The organism is Maribacter forsetii DSM 18668 (genome assembly GCF_000744105.1).
GTDB classification, from domain to species: Bacteria; Bacteroidota; Bacteroidia; order Flavobacteriales; family Flavobacteriaceae; genus Maribacter; species Maribacter forsetii.
Genome location: NZ_JQLH01000001.1, coordinates 169,323 through 188,256, shown reverse-complemented (window position 1 = coordinate 188,256; position 18,934 = coordinate 169,323). Strand labels below are relative to the sequence as shown.

12 protein-coding genes are annotated in these 18,934 nt (G+C 35.1%); 8 read left to right on the top strand and 4 right to left on the bottom strand.

The genetic code is table 11. The features are described from left to right. The first annotated feature begins 843 nt into the window (after positions 1-843). Positions 844-1,254 (top strand): class I SAM-dependent methyltransferase, encoded by a 411-nt coding sequence (locus P177_RS20300; RefSeq protein ID WP_245232987.1) that lies wholly within the window; start codon positions 844-846, stop codon positions 1,252-1,254. 114 nt (positions 1,255-1,368) lie between these two features. Continuing rightward, entirely contained in the window at positions 1,369-1,680 is a 312-nt protein-coding gene (locus P177_RS20295) for a hypothetical protein (protein WP_245232986.1), read from the top strand. A gap of 486 nt (positions 1,681-2,166) precedes the next feature. On the opposite strand, the gene P177_RS00855 is transcribed toward P177_RS20295, so the two are convergent. Together P177_RS00855 and P177_RS00850 are read right to left on the bottom strand one after the other, a co-directional pair. Beyond that, positions 2,167-4,377: a PorP/SprF family type IX secretion system membrane protein gene (locus P177_RS00855; protein ID WP_036150881.1), complete on the bottom strand. Its 2,211-nt coding sequence runs from the start codon at positions 4,375-4,377 to the stop codon at positions 2,167-2,169. A 7-nt stretch (positions 4,378-4,384) separates the two neighbouring features. Then, on the bottom strand, positions 4,385-6,631 hold the full coding sequence (locus P177_RS00850; protein ID WP_036150879.1) for a T9SS type B sorting domain-containing protein: 2,247 nt from the start codon (positions 6,629-6,631) through the stop codon (positions 4,385-4,387). A 225-nt stretch (positions 6,632-6,856) separates the two neighbouring features. Here P177_RS00850 and P177_RS00845 point away from each other — a divergent pair, with 225 nt between their 5' ends. Together P177_RS00845 and P177_RS00840 are read left to right on the top strand one after the other, a co-directional pair. Next, a complete protein-coding gene (locus P177_RS00845) occupies positions 6,857-8,539 on the top strand; it encodes a glutamine--tRNA ligase/YqeY domain fusion protein (RefSeq protein ID WP_036150877.1) in 1,683 nt (560 codons plus the stop codon). A gap of 361 nt (positions 8,540-8,900) precedes the next feature. Continuing rightward, on the top strand, positions 8,901-10,181 hold the full coding sequence (locus P177_RS00840) for a POTRA domain-containing protein (RefSeq protein WP_036150875.1): 1,281 nt from the start codon (positions 8,901-8,903) through the stop codon (positions 10,179-10,181). A gap of 70 nt (positions 10,182-10,251) precedes the next feature. Here P177_RS00840 and P177_RS00835 read toward each other — a convergent pair whose 3' ends face one another. Beyond that, positions 10,252-11,211 carry an SPFH domain-containing protein gene (locus P177_RS00835; protein WP_036150873.1) on the bottom strand — a complete coding sequence of 320 codons (960 nt, stop codon included), beginning with the start codon at positions 11,209-11,211 and terminating at the stop codon, positions 10,252-10,254. A 213-nt stretch (positions 11,212-11,424) separates the two neighbouring features. On the opposite strand from P177_RS00835, the gene P177_RS00830 reads away from it, so the two are divergent. Continuing rightward, a complete protein-coding gene (locus P177_RS00830; RefSeq protein ID WP_036150871.1) occupies positions 11,425-11,787 on the top strand; it encodes a bleomycin resistance protein in 363 nt (120 codons plus the stop codon). 66 nt (positions 11,788-11,853) lie between these two features. Here the strand turns inward: P177_RS00830 and katG are convergent, their stop codons facing one another. Beyond that, entirely contained in the window at positions 11,854-14,097 is a 2,244-nt protein-coding gene (katG, locus tag P177_RS00825) for a catalase/peroxidase HPI (RefSeq protein ID WP_036150869.1), read from the bottom strand. A gap of 256 nt (positions 14,098-14,353) precedes the next feature. Between katG and P177_RS00820 the strand changes: the two genes are divergently transcribed. From P177_RS00820 to rlmF, 3 genes are all read left to right on the top strand, one after another. Beyond that, positions 14,354-17,128 (top strand): M14 family metallopeptidase, encoded by a 2,775-nt coding sequence (locus P177_RS00820; RefSeq protein WP_209435177.1) that lies wholly within the window; start codon positions 14,354-14,356, stop codon positions 17,126-17,128. 119 nt (positions 17,129-17,247) lie between these two features. Beyond that, positions 17,248-17,814, top strand: a complete 567-nt coding sequence (locus P177_RS00815) for a PepSY domain-containing protein (protein ID WP_036150867.1) — start codon at positions 17,248-17,250, stop codon at positions 17,812-17,814. Between the two features lie 55 nt (positions 17,815-17,869). Then, positions 17,870-18,841, top strand: a complete 972-nt coding sequence (gene rlmF / locus P177_RS00810; RefSeq protein WP_036150862.1) for a 23S rRNA (adenine(1618)-N(6))-methyltransferase RlmF — start codon at positions 17,870-17,872, stop codon at positions 18,839-18,841. Positions 18,842-18,934: the final 93 nt, after the last annotated feature.

The window sequence follows — 18,934 nt, the reverse complement described above, 5'->3', positions numbered from 1 at the left end:
AGCAAATAGAATGGGTTTGTGATTTTGAAAAAAGAGTGTATTTCAGCGATTAACTACATACTAGCATTACTTCAATATTTCTGCTTTTGTGTTAATTTGATAAAGAATTGGTTCTAAAAACCTTACGAATAAACCCTTAGTTTTAGACTTATAAACTAGTAAGTTGCATTAAAAATATAGTACTATTCTACCTATAAATGTTCCTTTCTTTTAGAAACGATTCTAATATTTTATCAGTTACAAAGTGATGGTTTTGAGGTCCAAAACAGTATAAAATCAACCCTCTTTCAATAGGTTTTTAGTATTAGGTTTTTGACAAAAAACCTCGTAAAAGTTCGTTTATTATAAACTTAAAATTCATTTGATCATAGAATAAATTCTTTCAAAAAATGTGTTATTAGAGCTTCCTTATTGGGTTTTAATCCGGTAGAATTAGCCATATCAAACACTAAGTATATTTTAAACTATATAGGCAACTCTAAAGAATAACAGACGAATTATTGCCAAGTGTCTAGGAGCAATGTTAGTGGCTCATAAACGTCCTAAAAATTTATTACAAAGACTATCATCAACACAAAACAAAACTCTACCACCATGTTGCAATAGAATATTTTCTATCTTTAAAATCTGTTAAACTAATTACACATAATATCTGAGTCTTACCTAAAAGGCTATCTCCATGATCGAGATCACATTGCACAGAATTCATGTTGTACACAGATAATCACATTCCATTATTAAATCAAATTTTAAACAAAGGCAATTGATAGAAAAATCGATTGAACTGTCACATTTTAAATTGTTTTTCGCAATTAGATACGTGATGTTATTATGATGAATTATATGAAAAGTAAACAGTTAATCAGTGGAAATATAAAAGTGTTTTATAACAAAGCTTCTAAAGAAACCAGACTGGAAAAAGGCATGGGTGTATTTGAGTTTGAAAGAATAAAATCGCTTATTGAAAAATACCTTTCTACCACATCGTCAAAAATTATAGATGTTGGTGGCGGTACAGGAAAATATGCGGAGTGGCTTGCCAAAAAAGGACATGACGTTCATTTAGTAGAACCCATTGCTAAACATTTGCAACTAGCAGAAAACAGAGCTAAGAAATTAAAGAACAAGTTCTGGGTTCATTTAGGTGAGTCTAGAAAATTAGACTTCCCAACTAACTATGCAGACCTCATCATACTTCATGGGCCTCTTTATCATCTTCAGAGAAAAGAAGATCGAGAATCAACCATTATATAAGCTAGGCGCGTTTTAAAAAATGGCGAAATCATTTTAGGGTTTGCTATCAATTATACAGCATCAACTTTAGTTGGGCTCTTAAAAGGTCTCATACATAAAAGGTCCTTCTTTGAAATGTGCAAGTTGAAATTGACGACAGGAATACACAATCCACCAGATGATTTTCCTTGGCTTTTGGCCGAGGCCTATTATCACAAACCCGAACAACTAAAAGAGGAATTTTTACAGCAAGATTTAACGTACTTAAACAAATATGCGGTTGAAGGTATGGCTTGGCTTGATAAAGACTTCTTTGCAAACATAGGAAATGATAAAAAAAGAAAGACATTAATTGAACTTCTACAAGTTACAGAAAACGATAGCTACATTTTGCCATTTAGTCCGCATATGATGATAACCGTAAAAAAACAAATTCATGAAAAATAAGGAAAGATATTTTAAAGCACTCATTAAAAACCAAGGTCAATTAAATGCACTTGACTTGGGAGAAAAAATTCACTTTTAAAAAATGCATTTTGAATTTACATCTTAGTAATATTATCCTGCTTAGTTTAAAGAAAAGCACCTAAAATTAATGGTCTTAAAAACAATCTTTATCTCATATTTAGGACTTAATAATTATACAGAGTGATGGCATTGAAACATAAAATATCTTCTCTCTTTGAAATTAGAATAAAAAATAAGAGTTCATAAATACATGTCGGTATTTTTAATAAACCGACCGTCAAAACATTTCCAGTTTGTCTGATTTCAAAGTTTCATGAAATGAAATTAAAACTTCTAGTTAAAATATAATGATTGGTTTTTAAATATTTCATTTTGGAAATGAATCTCAATCTATTAAAACAAAAAGCCCTTATCATCTAAGATGATAAGGGCTTTGTATAATCGTTATGTTAACCTATAGTCGTTCTAAACCAGCAGTTCTTGATTGACCCGCATAATCCACATCTTCTCATCATAGGCGTCGTTTAGCTTAGAGTAATAAGATATTAAAGCATTGGTCCAAGAGTCGTGCTTTTTAAGGTATACGTATCTGTAATTGTTCTTGGGATTGATAAAGTAACTCGCGTTCAATCCAAATGAATTTAAAAGCGAAACAAACTTCTTAGCATTGCTAGGGTTGGCAAATACATTGGCAATTAAGTAATACCCAGAACCGGCACCCTCAATAACATAAGATTTAGAATCGGCTTCTCTAGACTCTACGTTATCTCTTACAACCTCATTAGAGGTAAGCACATTAGAGTCGTACTTAGAAGACTTCTCTTTGATCTTATTTACATTGCTAGCGTAGGCCTCATTAGTATATCTATTATCAACGTTCATAATCCACATAGCACCATCATATGCACCGTTCAATTTAGAATCGTGTGCAGCAACAGCATCTTCAAATGTATCATAACGTTGAAGGTAAACATACTTTAAACCTGTATTTGGGTTATCAATATAATCAGCATTTATACCTTTAGCATTTAAGTCGTCAATAAAATTGTTCATATACTGACCGCCCTTGTATACATTGGCAACTACATAATAACCATCTGTAACATCTGGTAAGTCTTTAAACCTTCTACTTTTCACTCCGTCTTGTGCAACTTCTCTAGCAGCATTGGCTACAGGAGTAGAAGTATTTCTTGGTTTGTTGGCAACCACTGCGTCTTTAGGCTGTACTTGCTCTTTAAAATTATCATTATCAGTATAATTTGTATTGGTCTCAGCAACTTCTTGTCTTTCCGTAACCGGGTTTTGTCTTTCGTTGGTAATCACCGCTACCCTATTCTGTGGGGTTACACCAGCCGTTTCATTACTATTTACCAACTCACCTGTGTTGTTAGGATTATAACTATTGGTATTTGAATTTCCAGAATTACTTGGGTTATAGTTAGAAGCAACCGCAGTATTACTGTCTCCATCTAAGAACAGTTCTTTTGCCTTATTTTCAAGGTCTGGTCTTTCTCCGTTGGTTTCATTACGAACCATTCGCATTACCATAGCAAAACGTCTTTCTAAATCTGATTGACGAATAGCTTCTAATGAATCTTGACGAAACATCAGTTCTTCAATGATGGCATCATTTTCTGCCAGCTTCATCTTCAATTCCTCTACCTCCTCATTGGTTGCAATGTTCTCTGACTCTTCATCATTTTGCACCAAATCATCTTCATAATCATCTTCTAACATTACCCTATCTTCAGTAAGGTTTGGAGTGAATGAATAAGCAAATGATATCTCATGCGTAACTCCAAAATTATCGAAGTTGTTAGACAACCCTTTTTCCATGGTATAGCCTAAAGAAATTCTTTGGTTAAGGTTAAAACCTACACCAGCGGCTGCGCCATAAAAACTATCATATCCACCCTGGATCCATCCTAGTTTTGGAAGATCTAGAATTAAACTTCCTCCAAGGGTAACATCTTCTTCTCCTACTTTTCTAACTCTTGCCAAAGGCATTAAACGCCCTTGTTCAAAAATACCATCTTGCTTTTCAAACTGATGGGTATATTGTAGGTGACCAGAATATGTTTTGTCCTTAAATTCCGTTACAGATTCGCTTGTCTTTAAGTTGTAATCAAAAAGGTTTTCTGCAAATACACCAACATCGAATTTACCGTAAGAAAGGTTAAAACCAGGTTGAAATGATAAAAGGTTCTGATCTTGTAAACCTGCTAAAAAAGGATCCTCTTCTACAGTAGATGCTCTACCGTTATCAAACCCACTTTGGTAGTAAGAAACGTTAGCACCAAAAGTAAAGTTACTTTTGTCGTTCAGTTTAATACCGTAAGCATAATTTGCCAACACACCAAAGTTGCTTAAGATACCTTCTCTTTGAGAATATAGACTAAGACCTAATCCGGTTTTATCATTAATACGTCCACTATAGCTTAAGAAATAATTTTGATTGTTATCATCAAATTGTACCGATTGGTTTCGGTGTAACAAATTAACATAGGATTTATCTTCCCTAACCGTTGAAAACGTTGGGTTGATTAAGAATCGGTTATACTTCAAAAGGTTCTGGGAAGGAACATCGTATGATACAAACGGATTATCCTCTTGCCCGCTAACCTTCATGATAGCTAACACAAATAACAATAGATATAAAACACTTTTCTTTAGCATGGTGAGCTTAACGTATTACTGTGATCGTACCCTGTTTAAGTACTTCACTGGCATTCCTGATTTTATAGTAGAATACCATGTTTTGTTTGGTGAACGCAGTAGTTGACTGCGGCCAGTTATTTTTATAATCAAATTCGTTTACAATTTCTTGCCCTTGTTCATTGTAAATAATTACATTGACATCAGCCTTATTGGAATAAGAGTTAGGTATGATCCATTGATCATTAATACCATCTCCATTCACGGTAATTACATTAGGCACTTTAAAGGTGTCTAAATAGGTAACTTCAATCTGTCTAATAATCTCACAGTTGTCAATAGAAGCTACCAGGGTATAACTACCGGCTTCGGTAAACGTGATACTATCAGAGTTACTCAATTCTACCGCATTGGCATCTAACCATCTGTAAGCAGTTCCTCCACTTGCCGTAACTACTCTAGAAGTACCTTCTGGCATTACTATTTCTGTACCTGGATCAAGGGTAATTAAGTTTTCATCTAACGGTGTTACAACAATCTCATTAGATATAAGGGAACAACCATCTATATCTATTGCTAAAGTATATGTACCTGCGGTAGAAACTGTTAATACAGCATCTGTAGTATTAATGGATGCACCGTCTAATTGCCACTGGTATGTAGCAGAACTTAAGTCGGTTGTTGTGCTTAACGTAATAGTTTCGCCACCACTACAGAAAACAATTCCTGAACTTGTAATCGCCACCGTTTCATTCGTTAATAACTGAACAGGTAAGACATTGCTATCTACATCAAAACTGCCAATGGTTGCATTTAAATCGTAATCACCATTTTCAGAATTTGAAGCCAGACTAATACTGTTGCTAGTTGCACCACTTATGGCAGCACCATCTTTACTCCATTCATAGGTAAATCCATCAAGTAAAGCACTGGTAACATCCGTTTTTGTACCATCTGAAGCAACTGCGTTTATAAGTTCAACACCTAATGTAGTACTTGTGGTCTCACAAGATGTATATGCATCAGTATAATTTATGGTCATTTCAAAAGAAGCAGGAGACACAACAGTAGTCACATCAGAGTTTTTAGAAGACACAGAACATGAACCGCCTGTTTGTGTAACTTCTGCATAGTACTCACCATCTTCAGTAATTGTTATTGAACTGCCAGTCTCACCAGAAATCTCAACCGTATTTCTAAACCACTTATAACTTGGTGTAACTGCTGTTGTACTAACAGATAAAACTTCATTTTGTGTAGGTAACAAAACCATATTGATTTCATTCTCTACAGTAACGGTATATAGTTCTGCATTGGTTATGGTTACTACGGCCGATCTTTCATTACAGATACCTGTACCAGAAATCTCTACTGCATAGTCTCCTTCAAAACCTGCAATGGCAGCATTCACATTATAAGAAGTTGAAGTAGCACCAACAATCTCAACACCATCTTTAAACCATTGGTAGCTCCAAGAAGCATCTGTTTGATCTATAGTTAATGTTTCTGTATCTGTACTACATAAAGAAGTTTTAGTTGGAGCCGTAACTGCAATACCGGTTCCAGAACCGCCAATAGTTACATCTACAATATTAGAATCTGTATTACCAGAACCAGTACATCTTGGTCCATAATCAATATATACGTTGTACATACCAGATTGCGTAACATTTAATGTATGCCCAGTTTCACCTGTTAACTCCGTACCACTACGAAACCAAATATACTGATAGGTTTCTGGGTTAGCTATATTATCAACCTGTAAGGTAATAGCTCCTGTACTACATACCGTACCTGGAGGAACTCCGTCACCTAATTCACTAATATTTAAATTAGAGGTAACATCCATATAATACATATTGAATGCCTCAGATTCGCTACCTATTTTTTCAGGATCAGTACTTCTCACTCTCATCTTATAACCTTCGCCACGAGTGTCTGTAGGTATAGCGAAACTAGTATCAAAATCTTTCACCGTATTTTGATCGGTAATCGTTTGCAAAGTTTGAGCATTGCTAAAGCTTCCGCTGGCATCAGACAATTCAAGAATAAATTCGTTGCCTGCATTGGCGGTACCTATCCAAGTAATATTGACAAAATATTCATTGAATCCGCCGTTTCCTGCACAGACGGCAGACCACGGAGTACTTCCTGACAGGTTTGGATTGTCTGCAGGTTCAGGTGCATTAATAACTATTGCTTGCGCAGATAATTGAAAAGCGCAAAATAGCATGGATAGTGCTGTAAATACGGTAAGTTTGTTCAAAGTTTTCATAAGTATTTGTAGTTATGGGGGCCACTACGGTTGAAAAGTTCGTTAATAAGTTTTTTATATTCCGAACATTTCATAGACAAATATGTTATTTAATACGACGAATGGGAATTTTATGTTGTCGGAAGGAAGATTTCTGTTGTGAAACTCATTTTATGTAAGGTGTATCTTTTTTAAACCTGCCAATTAAGGCAATTTTGCTACTTTTGTAGCCTGAAAAATAATGACATGAGCGAGACAACGAAGTCTTTGAATTTTATTGAACAAATTGTTGAAGAGGACTTGGTAAATGGTTATACCAAAGACGAATTACGTTTTCGTTTTCCTCCAGAACCTAATGGTTACCTTCATATTGGGCATGCAAGCTCTATTTGCTTAAACTTTGGTTTAGGTTTAAGATATAATGCACCTGTAAATCTGAGGTTTGACGACACCAACCCAGCAAAGGAGGAGCAAGAATTTGTAGATGCCATAAAAAAGGATGTGGAATGGTTAGGTTTTAAATGGGATACCGAACGGTATGCATCAGATTATTTCCAACAGTTATATGATTGGGCCGTTGAATTGGTTAAACAGGGCAAAGCTTATATTGATAATCAATCTTCTGAAGATATGGCCGTTCAAAAAGGCACACCTACAGAACCAGGTACAAATAGTCCAAATAGAAATAGATCTATAGAAGATAATTTACAACTCTTCGAAAAGATGAAAAATGGTGATTTTGAGGAAGGGTCTCATGTGCTAAGGGCTAAAATAGATATGACATCATCAAATATGTTGATGCGAGATCCTATTATGTACCGTATACTACATAAAGCACACCATAGAACAAATACCGACTGGTGTATTTACCCAATGTATGATTGGACACACGGCGAAAGCGATTATATAGAGCAGGTGTCTCATTCATTCTGTACATTAGAGTTTGCCATGCACCGAGAGCTATATAACTGGTTTTTGGATCAAGTCTATGATGAAACTAAAGTAAGACCTAAACAACGTGAGTTTGCTCGTAGAAATTTAAGTCACACTGTAGTTAGTAAAAGAAAACTGGCAAAATTAGTAGAAAATGGTGTTGTTGATTCTTGGGACGATCCTAGAATGCCAACAATTTCCGGTTTAAGAAGAAGAGGGTATACTCCAGAATCTATCCGCAATTTTACAGATACTATAGGTATAGCAAAAAGAGATAATTTAATTGACGTTTCTTTATTAGAGTTTCAAGTACGAGATCATTTAAATAAAGTTGCTCCTAGGGTTATGGGTGTTTTAGATCCTCTAAAAGTGGTCATCACAAATTATCCAGAAGGGGAAGAAGAGTGGTTAGATGCAGAAAATAGTCCCGAAGATGAAAGTGCCGGTTCTAGAAAAGTTCCTTTTTCAAGAGAATTCTATATTGAAAGAGAAGATTTTAGGGAAGAAGCCAATAAGAAGTTCTTTAGATTAAAACTTGGAAAAGAAGTTCGTTTAAAGAACGCATATATCATAAAAGCTGAGTCTTGCACAAAAGATACTGATGGGAATATTATAGAGGTACAATGTACGTACGACCCAAAAAGTAAAAGTGGTAGCGGTACCGAAGAAAGTTTACGTAAGGTAAAAGGAACATTACATTGGGTATCTATCAAACATGCAGTTAAAGCCGAAGTTCGTTTATACGATCGTTTATTTACAGACGAGAGTCCAGATACACATAAGGACAAAGATTTCATGGAATTTGTAAACCCAGATTCTTTACAGCTAATAACAGGTTTTGTAGAACCTCATTTAAAAGAGGCACAAGTTGGAGACCGGGTTCAATTTCAAAGAATAGGATATTTCTGTGTTGATCCTGATACTACTGAAGATAAATTAGTTTTCAACAGAACCGTAGGTTTACGCGATTCTTGGGCAAAAGTAGCGCAAAAATAACAGTATAATTTTTTTCAATGGCATTAAAAATACCAATTGATATTTTTAATGCTATTACAAGTCTTATAAGCCCTTTTTAGGGCTTTTTTAATTTAAAACGACAACTACTCACAATAAGGTAAAATCATAAGTGAAATAGTATTTAAAACGATTTATTCTAAACACCACCATAGATATTACGTTTTTGTACTTACCAATGTTCTATTTGTCTCCAAACCTATAAAACCAAAGTGGTTGTAAATAATTAACACTCTTCCTAAAAAATAGTAAATCCGCAGCTTATCAATTAAAGAGGTAAAATCATATTATTTCGTATGGAATCGCAATTTTAATCGTCTTACATGATGAAATAATAATAGTCATGAAAAATTTAACCATCCTATTACTGCTTTCAATAAGTACTTCCCTTTTTGCACAAAAAGATAAGAACATTGAAGAAATAACGTTTATCGGTTTAAAACGAACAAAAGAATCATTCTTACAAAGATTAATTAAAACAAAAGAGCATACAGTTTACGATTCTATTATGGTCCATGCCGATTTAGAACGTTTAAAAAGACTACCGGGTATTGCAAGTGCATCATATAGAATAGAGGAAAGAGACAACAAAAAAATTCTTATATATGATGTTGTAGAAAACTTTACCATTATACCCGGCTTACGAATTGCTACCGCAAACGATGGTAGCTTTTCATACAGAATTTCTGCTTTCGAATTTAATTTATTCGGTAACAATCAACTTATAGGAGGATTCTATGAAAAGAATATTTTTAACTCTTATGGGGCATTCTGGGAACACCCGTTCTTATTTAGTGATAAGTTAGGGGTTGGTGTTAATTACCAAGACCTTACTACAGAAGAACCTGTTTTTTACCCTCAAGGCGAAAAAAATTATCGTTTTAATTCTAGAAATGCAGAAGCAAAACTGTTGTTTTCGTTCAATTTTAAAAACGAAGCAGAACTAGGTGCCTCTTTTGTAAAGGAATCTTATGAATTTGAAGGAGAAGAGCCCATACCCAATACACCACTTTCATTAGCGGCTGATAAAATAATTTATAAAGGTGTTTATCGTTTTGTTGATTTAGACATTGACTACCAGTATTTTAATGGCGTTATAAGTGAATTTACCGGTCAATATATTCAGTTTTTAGATGGTGATGGAGATGCAGAGAACTTTCTTGGTTCATTCACCTCCTTAAAAAATGATTTTATATATTACAAAAAGGTACAAAATAGAGGTAATTGGGCAAGTAGACTTCGTTTAGCTGCGGCCTTTGGAAATAACGATTCTCCTTTTGCTCCGTTCACTTTAGATAATCAGCTAAATATTAGAGGTGTGGGCACTACGGTTGATCGTGGTACGGCAGCCATTGTTTTGAATACGGAATACCGACATACCTTTTACGAAAAAGGTTGGTTTGTACTTCAAGGAAATGCGTTTGTTGATGCAGGATCTTGGCGTAACCCGGGTGAAGAATTTTCACAACTCTTCGATGGTTCTTCAACACGTTTATATCCTGGAGTAGGTTTTCGATTTATACATAAAAGAATATTTAATGCCGTATTTAGATTGGATTACGGGTTAGGTATTGGTAATAATAGCACAAACGGCATTGTATTTGGGATAGGACAGTACTTCTAAGATAAGTTTATCACATTAAAAAGCCGCTGCATCATAATGCAGCGGCTTTTTTATTTATCAAAAACCATTCTTAATCGTTGTTTGTAGAACCTCTTTTCTTATTGACAATTCCCTTTTTTGCATTTTGTTCTTTCATAGCCTCACCAATTTGGTTAGACGCTGTAAAAGATGCAATCATATTATTCAACATATCACTACCCGCCTGTGGTGAATTTGGTAATAATATTAAGTTAGAATTCGTTTCTTCACCAATAGATTGTAAAGTGTCATAATGTTGCGTAACCACAATAAGTGCAGACGCTTCCTGTGAATTTATACCCACATTATTTAAAACGTCTACAGACTCCTCTAAACCACGAGCAATCTCCCTACGTTGATCCGCAATACCTTGACCTTGCAGTCTTTTACTTTCCGCTTCAGCTTTTGCCTTTTCTACAATTAAGATTCTTGCTGCATCACCTTCAAACTGCGCGGCAGTTTTTTGACGTTCAGAAGCATTAATACGGTTCATTGCCTCCTTTACTTGTGCATCTGGATCAATATCCGTAACTAAAGTCTTTATGATATCAAAACCATAATCAAGCATTGCTTCCTGTAACTCCGATTTTACCGCAATTGCAATATCATCTTTTTTTACAAAGACATCATCTAATTTCATTTTAGGAACTTCAGCTCTTACCACATCAAAGACATAAGAAGTAATCTGCTCATGTGGATATTCTAATTTATAATATGCATCATATACTTTTTCTTTTATTACAACATATTGTACAGATACTTTTAGTTTTACGAATACGTCATCTAAGGTTTTGGTTTCAATGATAACATCTAACTGCTGAATTTTTAAACCTATTCTTGCAGCTATTCGCTGAACAAAAGGTATTTTAAACTGAATACCAGATTGTCTTACACTGGTAAATTTTCCAAAAGTTTCTATTAAAACAGCTGTTTGCTGTTTTACGATAAATACACCCGACAGAATAGTAAAAATCACTAAAAACGCAATCGGAATCCAAATAAATGAGCCCATCCTTTTTTCTTTTAAAGTTAATATTGGAAGATACTAAAAGCCTTCATACTATTAGTAGCATTTCTTACACATTTGTTACAAAATAGTACCAATTAAAATAGATATAGCAATGTATTAAGTCTTAACCGTTTAACTTTATACCATTCTAATGAAGCACAACATCCACAATTTTAAATTGGTATAAGTAATTTGACATCACCTAAAATATAGCATATGCTTACATCCCTAATCCCCAAGTTACCAATGCGAAACAAGGACAATACTATATTCTATTATATAGATTCGCTAGAATTTAAAAAAGTAGGTGCAATAGATTATCCTGACTATTTAATGGTTGAAAAGGATGGAATTGAAATACATTTCTTTTTGTTTGAAGCTCTTGAGCCTAAAGATAATTATGGTCAAGTATATATTCGCACCAATGAAATTGACTCATTATACCAATCGTTATTAAATACAAAAGTGCCCATACATCCAAATGGTGCCTTAGATATTAAGCCTTGGGGACAAAAGGAGTTTTCCGTTTTGGATCCAGATCATAATCTATTAACCTTCGGAGAATCAATCAAGAAATAGATTGGTAAGTAAAAGAAAAAGGGAGCTCAAAAGAGCTCCCTTTTATATAAAAATTCAATGCATCTATTAGATATCAAAACGATCTAAATTCATCACTTTAGTCCATGTTTTACTAAAATCGCGTACAAATTTTTGTTTCGAATCTTCCGTACCATAAACCTCGGCCAATGCACGTAATTCTGAATTAGAACCGAATATTAAATCCGCTCTTGTTCCTGTCCACTTAACAGTACCTGTTTTACGGTCACTACCTTCAAAAATAGTATCATCAGCAGTAGATGCTTTCCAAGTAGTTCCCATATCTAATAAGTTAATGAAGAAATCATTTGTTAACATTCCTGGTTTATCTGTGAATACCCCATTAGAAGAACCATCATAATTTCCTCCTAACACCCGTAGACCACCTATCAATACAGTCATTTCTGGCGCCGTTAATGTTAGTAAATTAGCTCTGTCTACCAATAATTCCTCAGCTCTTACAGACACCTTCTTTTTTGTGTAGTTTCTAAAACCATCTGCTAAAGGTTCTAAAGCTTCGAAAGACTCAACATCAGTGTTCTCAATTGTAGCATCTGTACGACCAGCATTAAATTCAACTATCGTTTCAAAACCTGCAGCCTTAGCAGCGTTTTCTACAGCAGCTGTACCTCCTAATACAACTAAATCTGCAAAAGATATTCTTTTATTACCAGACTGACTATCATTAAAATCCTTCTGTATTTTCTCTAATGTTGAAGTTACTTTAGCCAACTGACCAGGGTTATTAACTTCCCAATCTTTTTGAGGGGCTAAACGAACTCTACCGCCATTTGCACCACCACGTTTATCTGAACCTCTATACGTTGAAGCTGAAGCCCAAGCTGTAGAAACTAATTCTGCAGTAGAAAGACCAGATGACAATATTGTTTTCTTCAACGCTTCTATATCAGCATCATTAATCAATTCAAAATCTACCGCAGGAACTGGATCTTGCCAAAGTAATACTTCACTTGGCACTTCTGGACCTAAGTAACGGTCTCTTGGTCCCATATCACGGTGAGTTAATTTATACCAAGCACGAGCATAGGCATCTTTAAATTCATCTGGGTTCTCTAAAAATCTTCTAGAAATTTTTTCAAAACCTGGATCAACTCTTAAAGACATATCCGTAACCAACATAAAAGGTTGGTGTGTTTTTCCAGGAATATGGGCATCCGGCATTTCACCTGCACCTGCATCACCCACTGGCTTATACTGCCAAGCACCAGCCGGACTTTTTGTCAATTCCCATTCAAAACCAAAAAGATTTTCAAAGAAATAGTGACTCCATTTTGTAGGTGTTTGTGTCCATGCACCTTCAAGGCCACTGGTAATAGTATCTGCACCAGAACCAGAACCGTAATTACTTTTCCATCCTAAACCTTGTTCAGTAATATCTGCAGCAGCTGGTTCTGCTGAAACATGCTCTTCTGGATCTGCAGCACCGTGTGTTTTACCAAACGTATGTCCACCAGCAATTAAAGCAACAGTTTCATAATCATCCATAGCCATTCTCTGGAATGTCTGTCTAATATAATGTGCAGCCTCTAAAGGATCAGGATTACCATTATGTCCTTCTGGATTCACATAAATCAACCCCATATGAGCAGCACCTAATGGATTTTCTAACTCATTGCCATCTTCATCATAACGCTCTTTATTACCAAGCCATTCCGTTTCAGAACCCCAATAAACATCTTCTTCTGGTTGCCAAATATCTTCACGACCACCAGCAAAGCCGAACATTGGTAATCCCATACTTTCATGGGCAACATTACCTGTAAGTATTAATAAATCTGCCCAAGAAATCTTTTTACCGTATTTCTGTTTAATAGGCCATAATAATAATCTAGCTTTATCTAAGTTAGCATTATCAGGCCAGCTGTTTAAAGGAGCAAAACGTTGGTTACCTGCACTTGCGCCGCCACGCCCATCAGATATACGATAAGTACCCGCACTATGCCAGGCCATACGAATAAAGAAAGGTCCATAATGACCGTAATCAGCCGGCCACCAATCTTGACTCGTAGTCATTAAATCGGTTAAATCTTTCTTAATGGCAGCTAAATCTAAAGATTTAAACTCTTCGGTATAATTAAAATCGTCGTCCATTGGATCAGCCATCTTAGAATGCAATCTTAAAATGTTAAGATTCAACATATTTGGCCACCAATCTTTGTTTGAAGTTCCACCACCTGCTGCTTGATGCATTTCACCATTTAAAAATGGACAGTTTGCTGCTGAGGAATCATTTACATCCCAAGCTTCACCTTTTCCGTTAGTACTACTCATGATTATATTTAGTTTTTATTTGTTATTCTTTCTCTATGTAAAACTATAAACATTAAATCTATGATAAATTAAAATACAATAGATAAAATTTATAGTGTAATATTGCTCTACTTCATTCTCTACCATTTTCTTATCATAAATACATTTTTAATCTCCTTAAAATCAGAATATCTGAAAGATAACCACATATATGTAGAATTTAAAACAGGATACCTATGATTTAATATTTTAGTAAGATAACTAACGACTCAAATCCATGAATTTACTTTTACCAAATCTCTATTACATTAGAAAATCATTACATCAGTTTAATAAAAGTAACTACTTAACGAACATGTTTATATTTTTAGTATGTTTTTTCCTACAAAATATACTGGCTCAAGAAATACCCAATCCCAAAAATGTAATAGGTTTTGAGATTGGGTCGGACTTTCACCTAGCTACTTACGAACAATCAATTACTTATTTTGAAAAATTAGCTTTGGCAAGTGATATGGTAGAGATGAAATCTGCAGGAAAAACCTCTGAAGGAAGAGAATGGCAATATGTAATGATATCAACTCCTGAAAATCTAGAGAAAATAGAGCACTACAAATCTATTTCACAACAATTAGCGCATCCAGAAAATCTAACTAGAGAAATGGCAAAAGCACTAGCAAAAGAAGGAAAAGCCATTGTAGATATTAGTGGAGGTTTACATGCTTCTGAAGTAGCAGGAGCACAACACATAATCACCTTGGCATATGACCTTGTTAACAATGCCAAATCAGAAAAGTATAGCGCAATTTTTGAAGATGTTATCTTAATTCTTTGGCCATCATTAAATCCTGACGGGCAAGATATTATTGCAAACTGGTATTTAGGTAATGTTGGAACACCTTATGAAGTAGCATCTACACCATGGTTATACCAAAAATATGTTGGTCATGATAACAATCGCGATGCATATATGTTAAATCAACTTGAATCTCGCGTAGTTGGTAGTATCTGGCGAGAGTGGGAACCAAGTATTATACATGTTCACCATCAATCTTCACCATTTCCTACTAGAATATGGCTTCCACCTTTTGCCGAACCAGTTGCTCCCCAAACTCCGCCATTAATGGCAAGAGAAGTAAATATGATAGGCATGGCCATGGCACAAGAATTAGAAACCGAGGGTTTGCCAGGTGCAGTACATATGGGTAAGGGTTTTGATGCTTGGTACCCAGGTTATATTGACTACATGCCAATGATGCAGAACATACCTTCATTTTGGACGGAGACTTCTCTGTACAAATTTGCTACACCTCATTTTTATACCATAAAGGATTTTCCTAAAGAAAGAGCTGATTTACGAGTAGAATCCTTGTATTCTAGCCCATGGAAAGGTGGATGGTGGCGTTTAGGTGATGCTGTAAAATATATGGAAACAGCCTCGGTCGCAGTTTTGGATTATGCATCAAAATATAAAGAAACCTTACTTTTAAATAAGTATCAAGCAGGTATAAATACTATCAACAAGTATAAGCAAGAACCACCATATGCTTATTTTATAAAACAAAAACAACGTGACCCTGTTAGACCTGTAGAATTTCTTAAAAGATTAGCATTTAACGGTATTAAAATAGCACAACTAGATGCCGACATTTCTTTTGAAGGAAATGAATACCCCAAAGGCACATGGGTTATACCCATAGCACAAGAATTTGGAGAATTAGCTAGGCAACTTATAGATATTCAAGAATATCCAGATATAAGAGAGTCACCAGATGGACCGTTGGAACAGCCATATGATGCAGCAGGGTGGACATTGCCATACCAAATGGAAGTAGAAGTTATTGCAGCGATGACTCCTTTATCACAATTGGTATATTCTAGCTTAAAACCTATTAAGGGCACAGCTTTAGTCGAAAATTACAATAACGATATTGATTTAAGTAAGGTAGACTTTATTGGTGGGGCAGGTTTTGATACCAATGAAATTGCAGCTGGTATTATTCCTTTACCAGGAACTTTGAAAGGTAGTGGATCTACCATGGTTCTCGATCCCAAAGAAAATAATTCATTCAGGGTTATTGGCGAAGCTATGAGCAAAAATATTCCAGTTAGTTACAACTCAAACCAACAAACTTATGCGATTACCAACACATCAAGATCACAAATGCAAAAATGGGTGAAAGAATATGCTTTAAATGCGAAAGTAACTTCAAGTAAATCAAAAATAAAAGTAACATCTAGAATAGCGGTTTATGATCCATGGAAAGCTAGTATGGATATGGGCTGGACAAGATGGTTGTTGGATAACTTTAAAATACCATATACCGTCATTAGAAATGCGGACGTTAACAACGGAAATTTAAATGAAAAATTCGATGTTATCTTACTAGCATCTGAAAAACCGGGTACTATAGAAAATGGTTTTCAAAAAGGCATGGCTCCACCACAATATGTTGGCGGCTTAAAAGGATTGGGTGTTAGAAATATCGAATCTTTTGTTAGTGCTGGTGGTACATTGGTTTGTTTAAATAAAAGTACTGATTTCGCCATAAAAGAACTTCATTTACCCGTAGAGAACAATGTAGAAAAATTAAAGAAAAACGAGTTTTTTACAGGCGGCTCTATTTTAGAAGTGACAAATAATAATCTACATCCAGTTATGGCTGGTATGCCAGAAAAATCAGGTGTCTTTGTTTTTGGAAGCCCCGTGTTTAAAACTCTTGAAGGTTTTGAGGGCGAAATTCTATCGAAATATCAAGAAAAAGGATCCCCATTATTATCGGGCTATTTAGTTGGTGAAAAATACATGAACAATAAAGCGGTAGCGCTTGATGTTCATTATAAAAACGGGCATGTTGTTCTTTTTGGTTTTCAACCCCAATGGCGAGGACAATCCATGGGTACTTATAGAGCCTTGTTCAATGCCCTGTTATATACAAATGACGTCGCAAAAAGACATGAAATTATAGAAGAATGGTCTTCTACAGATGAGGAAAAAGAAGTAGAAGAATTTGAAACAAGTCCTGAAAAAGAAAATCAAGATTTAAATTAACCAAACCAGCGATTATTAATGTTATAGCGCCTTTAACTGTTAAACCTTTTATTTTAACAATTCCTTCTAATAACGGTTTTGTAAATCTGTCTATATTGCCTGTTAACCGACCCAAAATAATGCCTAAAATCACCAAAAGACAAAGACAAGCAAAATGGCTACGTATTTTTAGAAAAGTACATAGAGCCACTGGTGCAGCTTTGTTCATTTTCTTCTTTATTATCTCTATCACCGGACTTCTTTTAGGATGGAAAAAACACAGTGGGGGAATAATTCTATCTAAATCGTATGAAGGCACTTCTACAGAATTAAAACATTGGTTACCTATTGATAGTTTACACACGCTCGCTAATACCTATCTTTTAGAAAACGTCTCTAAAGATTTATCCACTAAAATTGATAGAATTGACATCAGAAAAGAAAAGGGAATGGTGAAATTCATTTATGAAAATCATCTCTGGGGACTGCAATTAGATGGGGCAACAGGCAAATTACTTCATATAGAACGTAGATATTCTGACCTCTTAGAACAAATACATGATGGTTCAATTTTAGATAATTATGTAGGCACTAGTGATAATCAAATAAAAGTCTTCTACACTACAATTATGGGGCTTGCACTTCTTCTTTTTACGATAACCGGTTTTTGGTTGTGGTATGGACCAAAACGTATGCGAAAAAAATAAAACAACAGCTTAAAAATTAAGGTTAGCTTTGGGGTCTTAATAAGGCTCAATAATTATGGCAGACCACAAGAAAAAAGAGGGTTTAGAAAAACCAACTTTACACCCAAGAAACAAACATACCGGTCGTTACGATCTGAAAGCGCTTAAATTGGTAAACACTGATTTAAAGCCGTTTGTAACTAAAAATAAGTACGGAAACTTTACAATAGACTTCTTTAACCCGGTTGCTGTAAAAGCCCTAAATAAAGCAATTTTAATTTCACAATACGGATTAGACTTCTGGCATATACCAGATGGTTTCTTGTGCCCGCCAATACCAGGAAGAGCAGATTATATTCACCACATTGCTGATATCCTGGCAGCCAGTAACGATGGAAATTTGGTTAAAGGCGATAAGATTAAATGCCTAGATATTGGAGTAGGAGCAAATTGTGTATACCCAATAATTGGAAATAATGCTTACGGTTGGTCTTTCATAGGATCTGATATAGACCCAAAGGCGATAGAAGCTGCACAAAAAATTGTGACGTCAAACCCTTCTCTTCATGGTAAAGTCGAATTTCGAATTCAACCCAAACCTGAACATATATTTTCTGGAATTTTAAATACCGATGAAAAAGTAGATTTAACTATCTGTAACCCACCATTTCATGCTACACAAGCGGAAGCGGAAGCCGGAACACTTAGAAAATTAAGTAATCTAAAGAAAAAAAGGGTCAAGAAACCCGAGCTGAATTTTAGCGGTCAAGGTGGAGAACTTTGGACAGATGGCGGAGAAAAACGATTTGTACTGAATATGATTAATGAAAGTGCGCAATATTCTAAAAATTGTGCCTGGTTTTCAACTTTGGTTTCAAAGCAATCTAATCTACGTGCGTTTTATGATAGATTAGAAAAAGTAGGAATTGTGGAGCACAAAACTACACCAATGGGGCAGGGAAATAAACTAAGTAGAATAATTGCTTGGACATTTTTATCGGCCGCAGAAATGAAAACTTGGGCAGAAGATAGATGGGTAAGCGAATAAAATTTTGCCGCGGACCTTTTTTAATCGTCAAAGGAGGTTTTTTAAGCGGTTCTCTTTGGTAAATTGACCCGAAGGGTCGAAATTTTTTTGAAA

What these genes read in the sequence shown, in the direction of transcription:
- P177_RS20300 (WP_245232987.1), top strand. Translation starts at nt 844, where the DNA reads ATGAAAAGTAAACAGTTAATCAGTGGAAATATAAAAGTGTTTTATAAC.
- P177_RS20295 (WP_245232986.1), top strand. Translation starts at nt 1,369, where the DNA reads ATGTGCAAGTTGAAATTGACGACAGGAATACACAATCCACCAGATGAT.
- P177_RS00855 (WP_036150881.1), bottom strand. Translation starts at nt 4,377, where the DNA reads ATGCTAAAGAAAAGTGTTTTATATCTATTGTTATTTGTGTTAGCTATC.
- P177_RS00850 (WP_036150879.1), bottom strand. Translation starts at nt 6,631, where the DNA reads ATGAAAACTTTGAACAAACTTACCGTATTTACAGCACTATCCATGCTA.
- P177_RS00845 (WP_036150877.1), top strand. Translation starts at nt 6,857, where the DNA reads ATGAGCGAGACAACGAAGTCTTTGAATTTTATTGAACAAATTGTTGAA.
- P177_RS00840 (WP_036150875.1), top strand. Translation starts at nt 8,901, where the DNA reads ATGAAAAATTTAACCATCCTATTACTGCTTTCAATAAGTACTTCCCTT.
- P177_RS00835 (WP_036150873.1), bottom strand. Translation starts at nt 11,211, where the DNA reads ATGGGCTCATTTATTTGGATTCCGATTGCGTTTTTAGTGATTTTTACT.
- P177_RS00830 (WP_036150871.1), top strand. Translation starts at nt 11,425, where the DNA reads ATGCTTACATCCCTAATCCCCAAGTTACCAATGCGAAACAAGGACAAT.
- katG (WP_036150869.1), bottom strand. Translation starts at nt 14,097, where the DNA reads ATGAGTAGTACTAACGGAAAAGGTGAAGCTTGGGATGTAAATGATTCC.
- P177_RS00820 (WP_209435177.1), top strand. Translation starts at nt 14,354, where the DNA reads ATGAATTTACTTTTACCAAATCTCTATTACATTAGAAAATCATTACAT.
- P177_RS00815 (WP_036150867.1), top strand. Translation starts at nt 17,248, where the DNA reads ATGCCTAAAATCACCAAAAGACAAAGACAAGCAAAATGGCTACGTATT.
- rlmF (WP_036150862.1), top strand. Translation starts at nt 17,870, where the DNA reads ATGGCAGACCACAAGAAAAAAGAGGGTTTAGAAAAACCAACTTTACAC.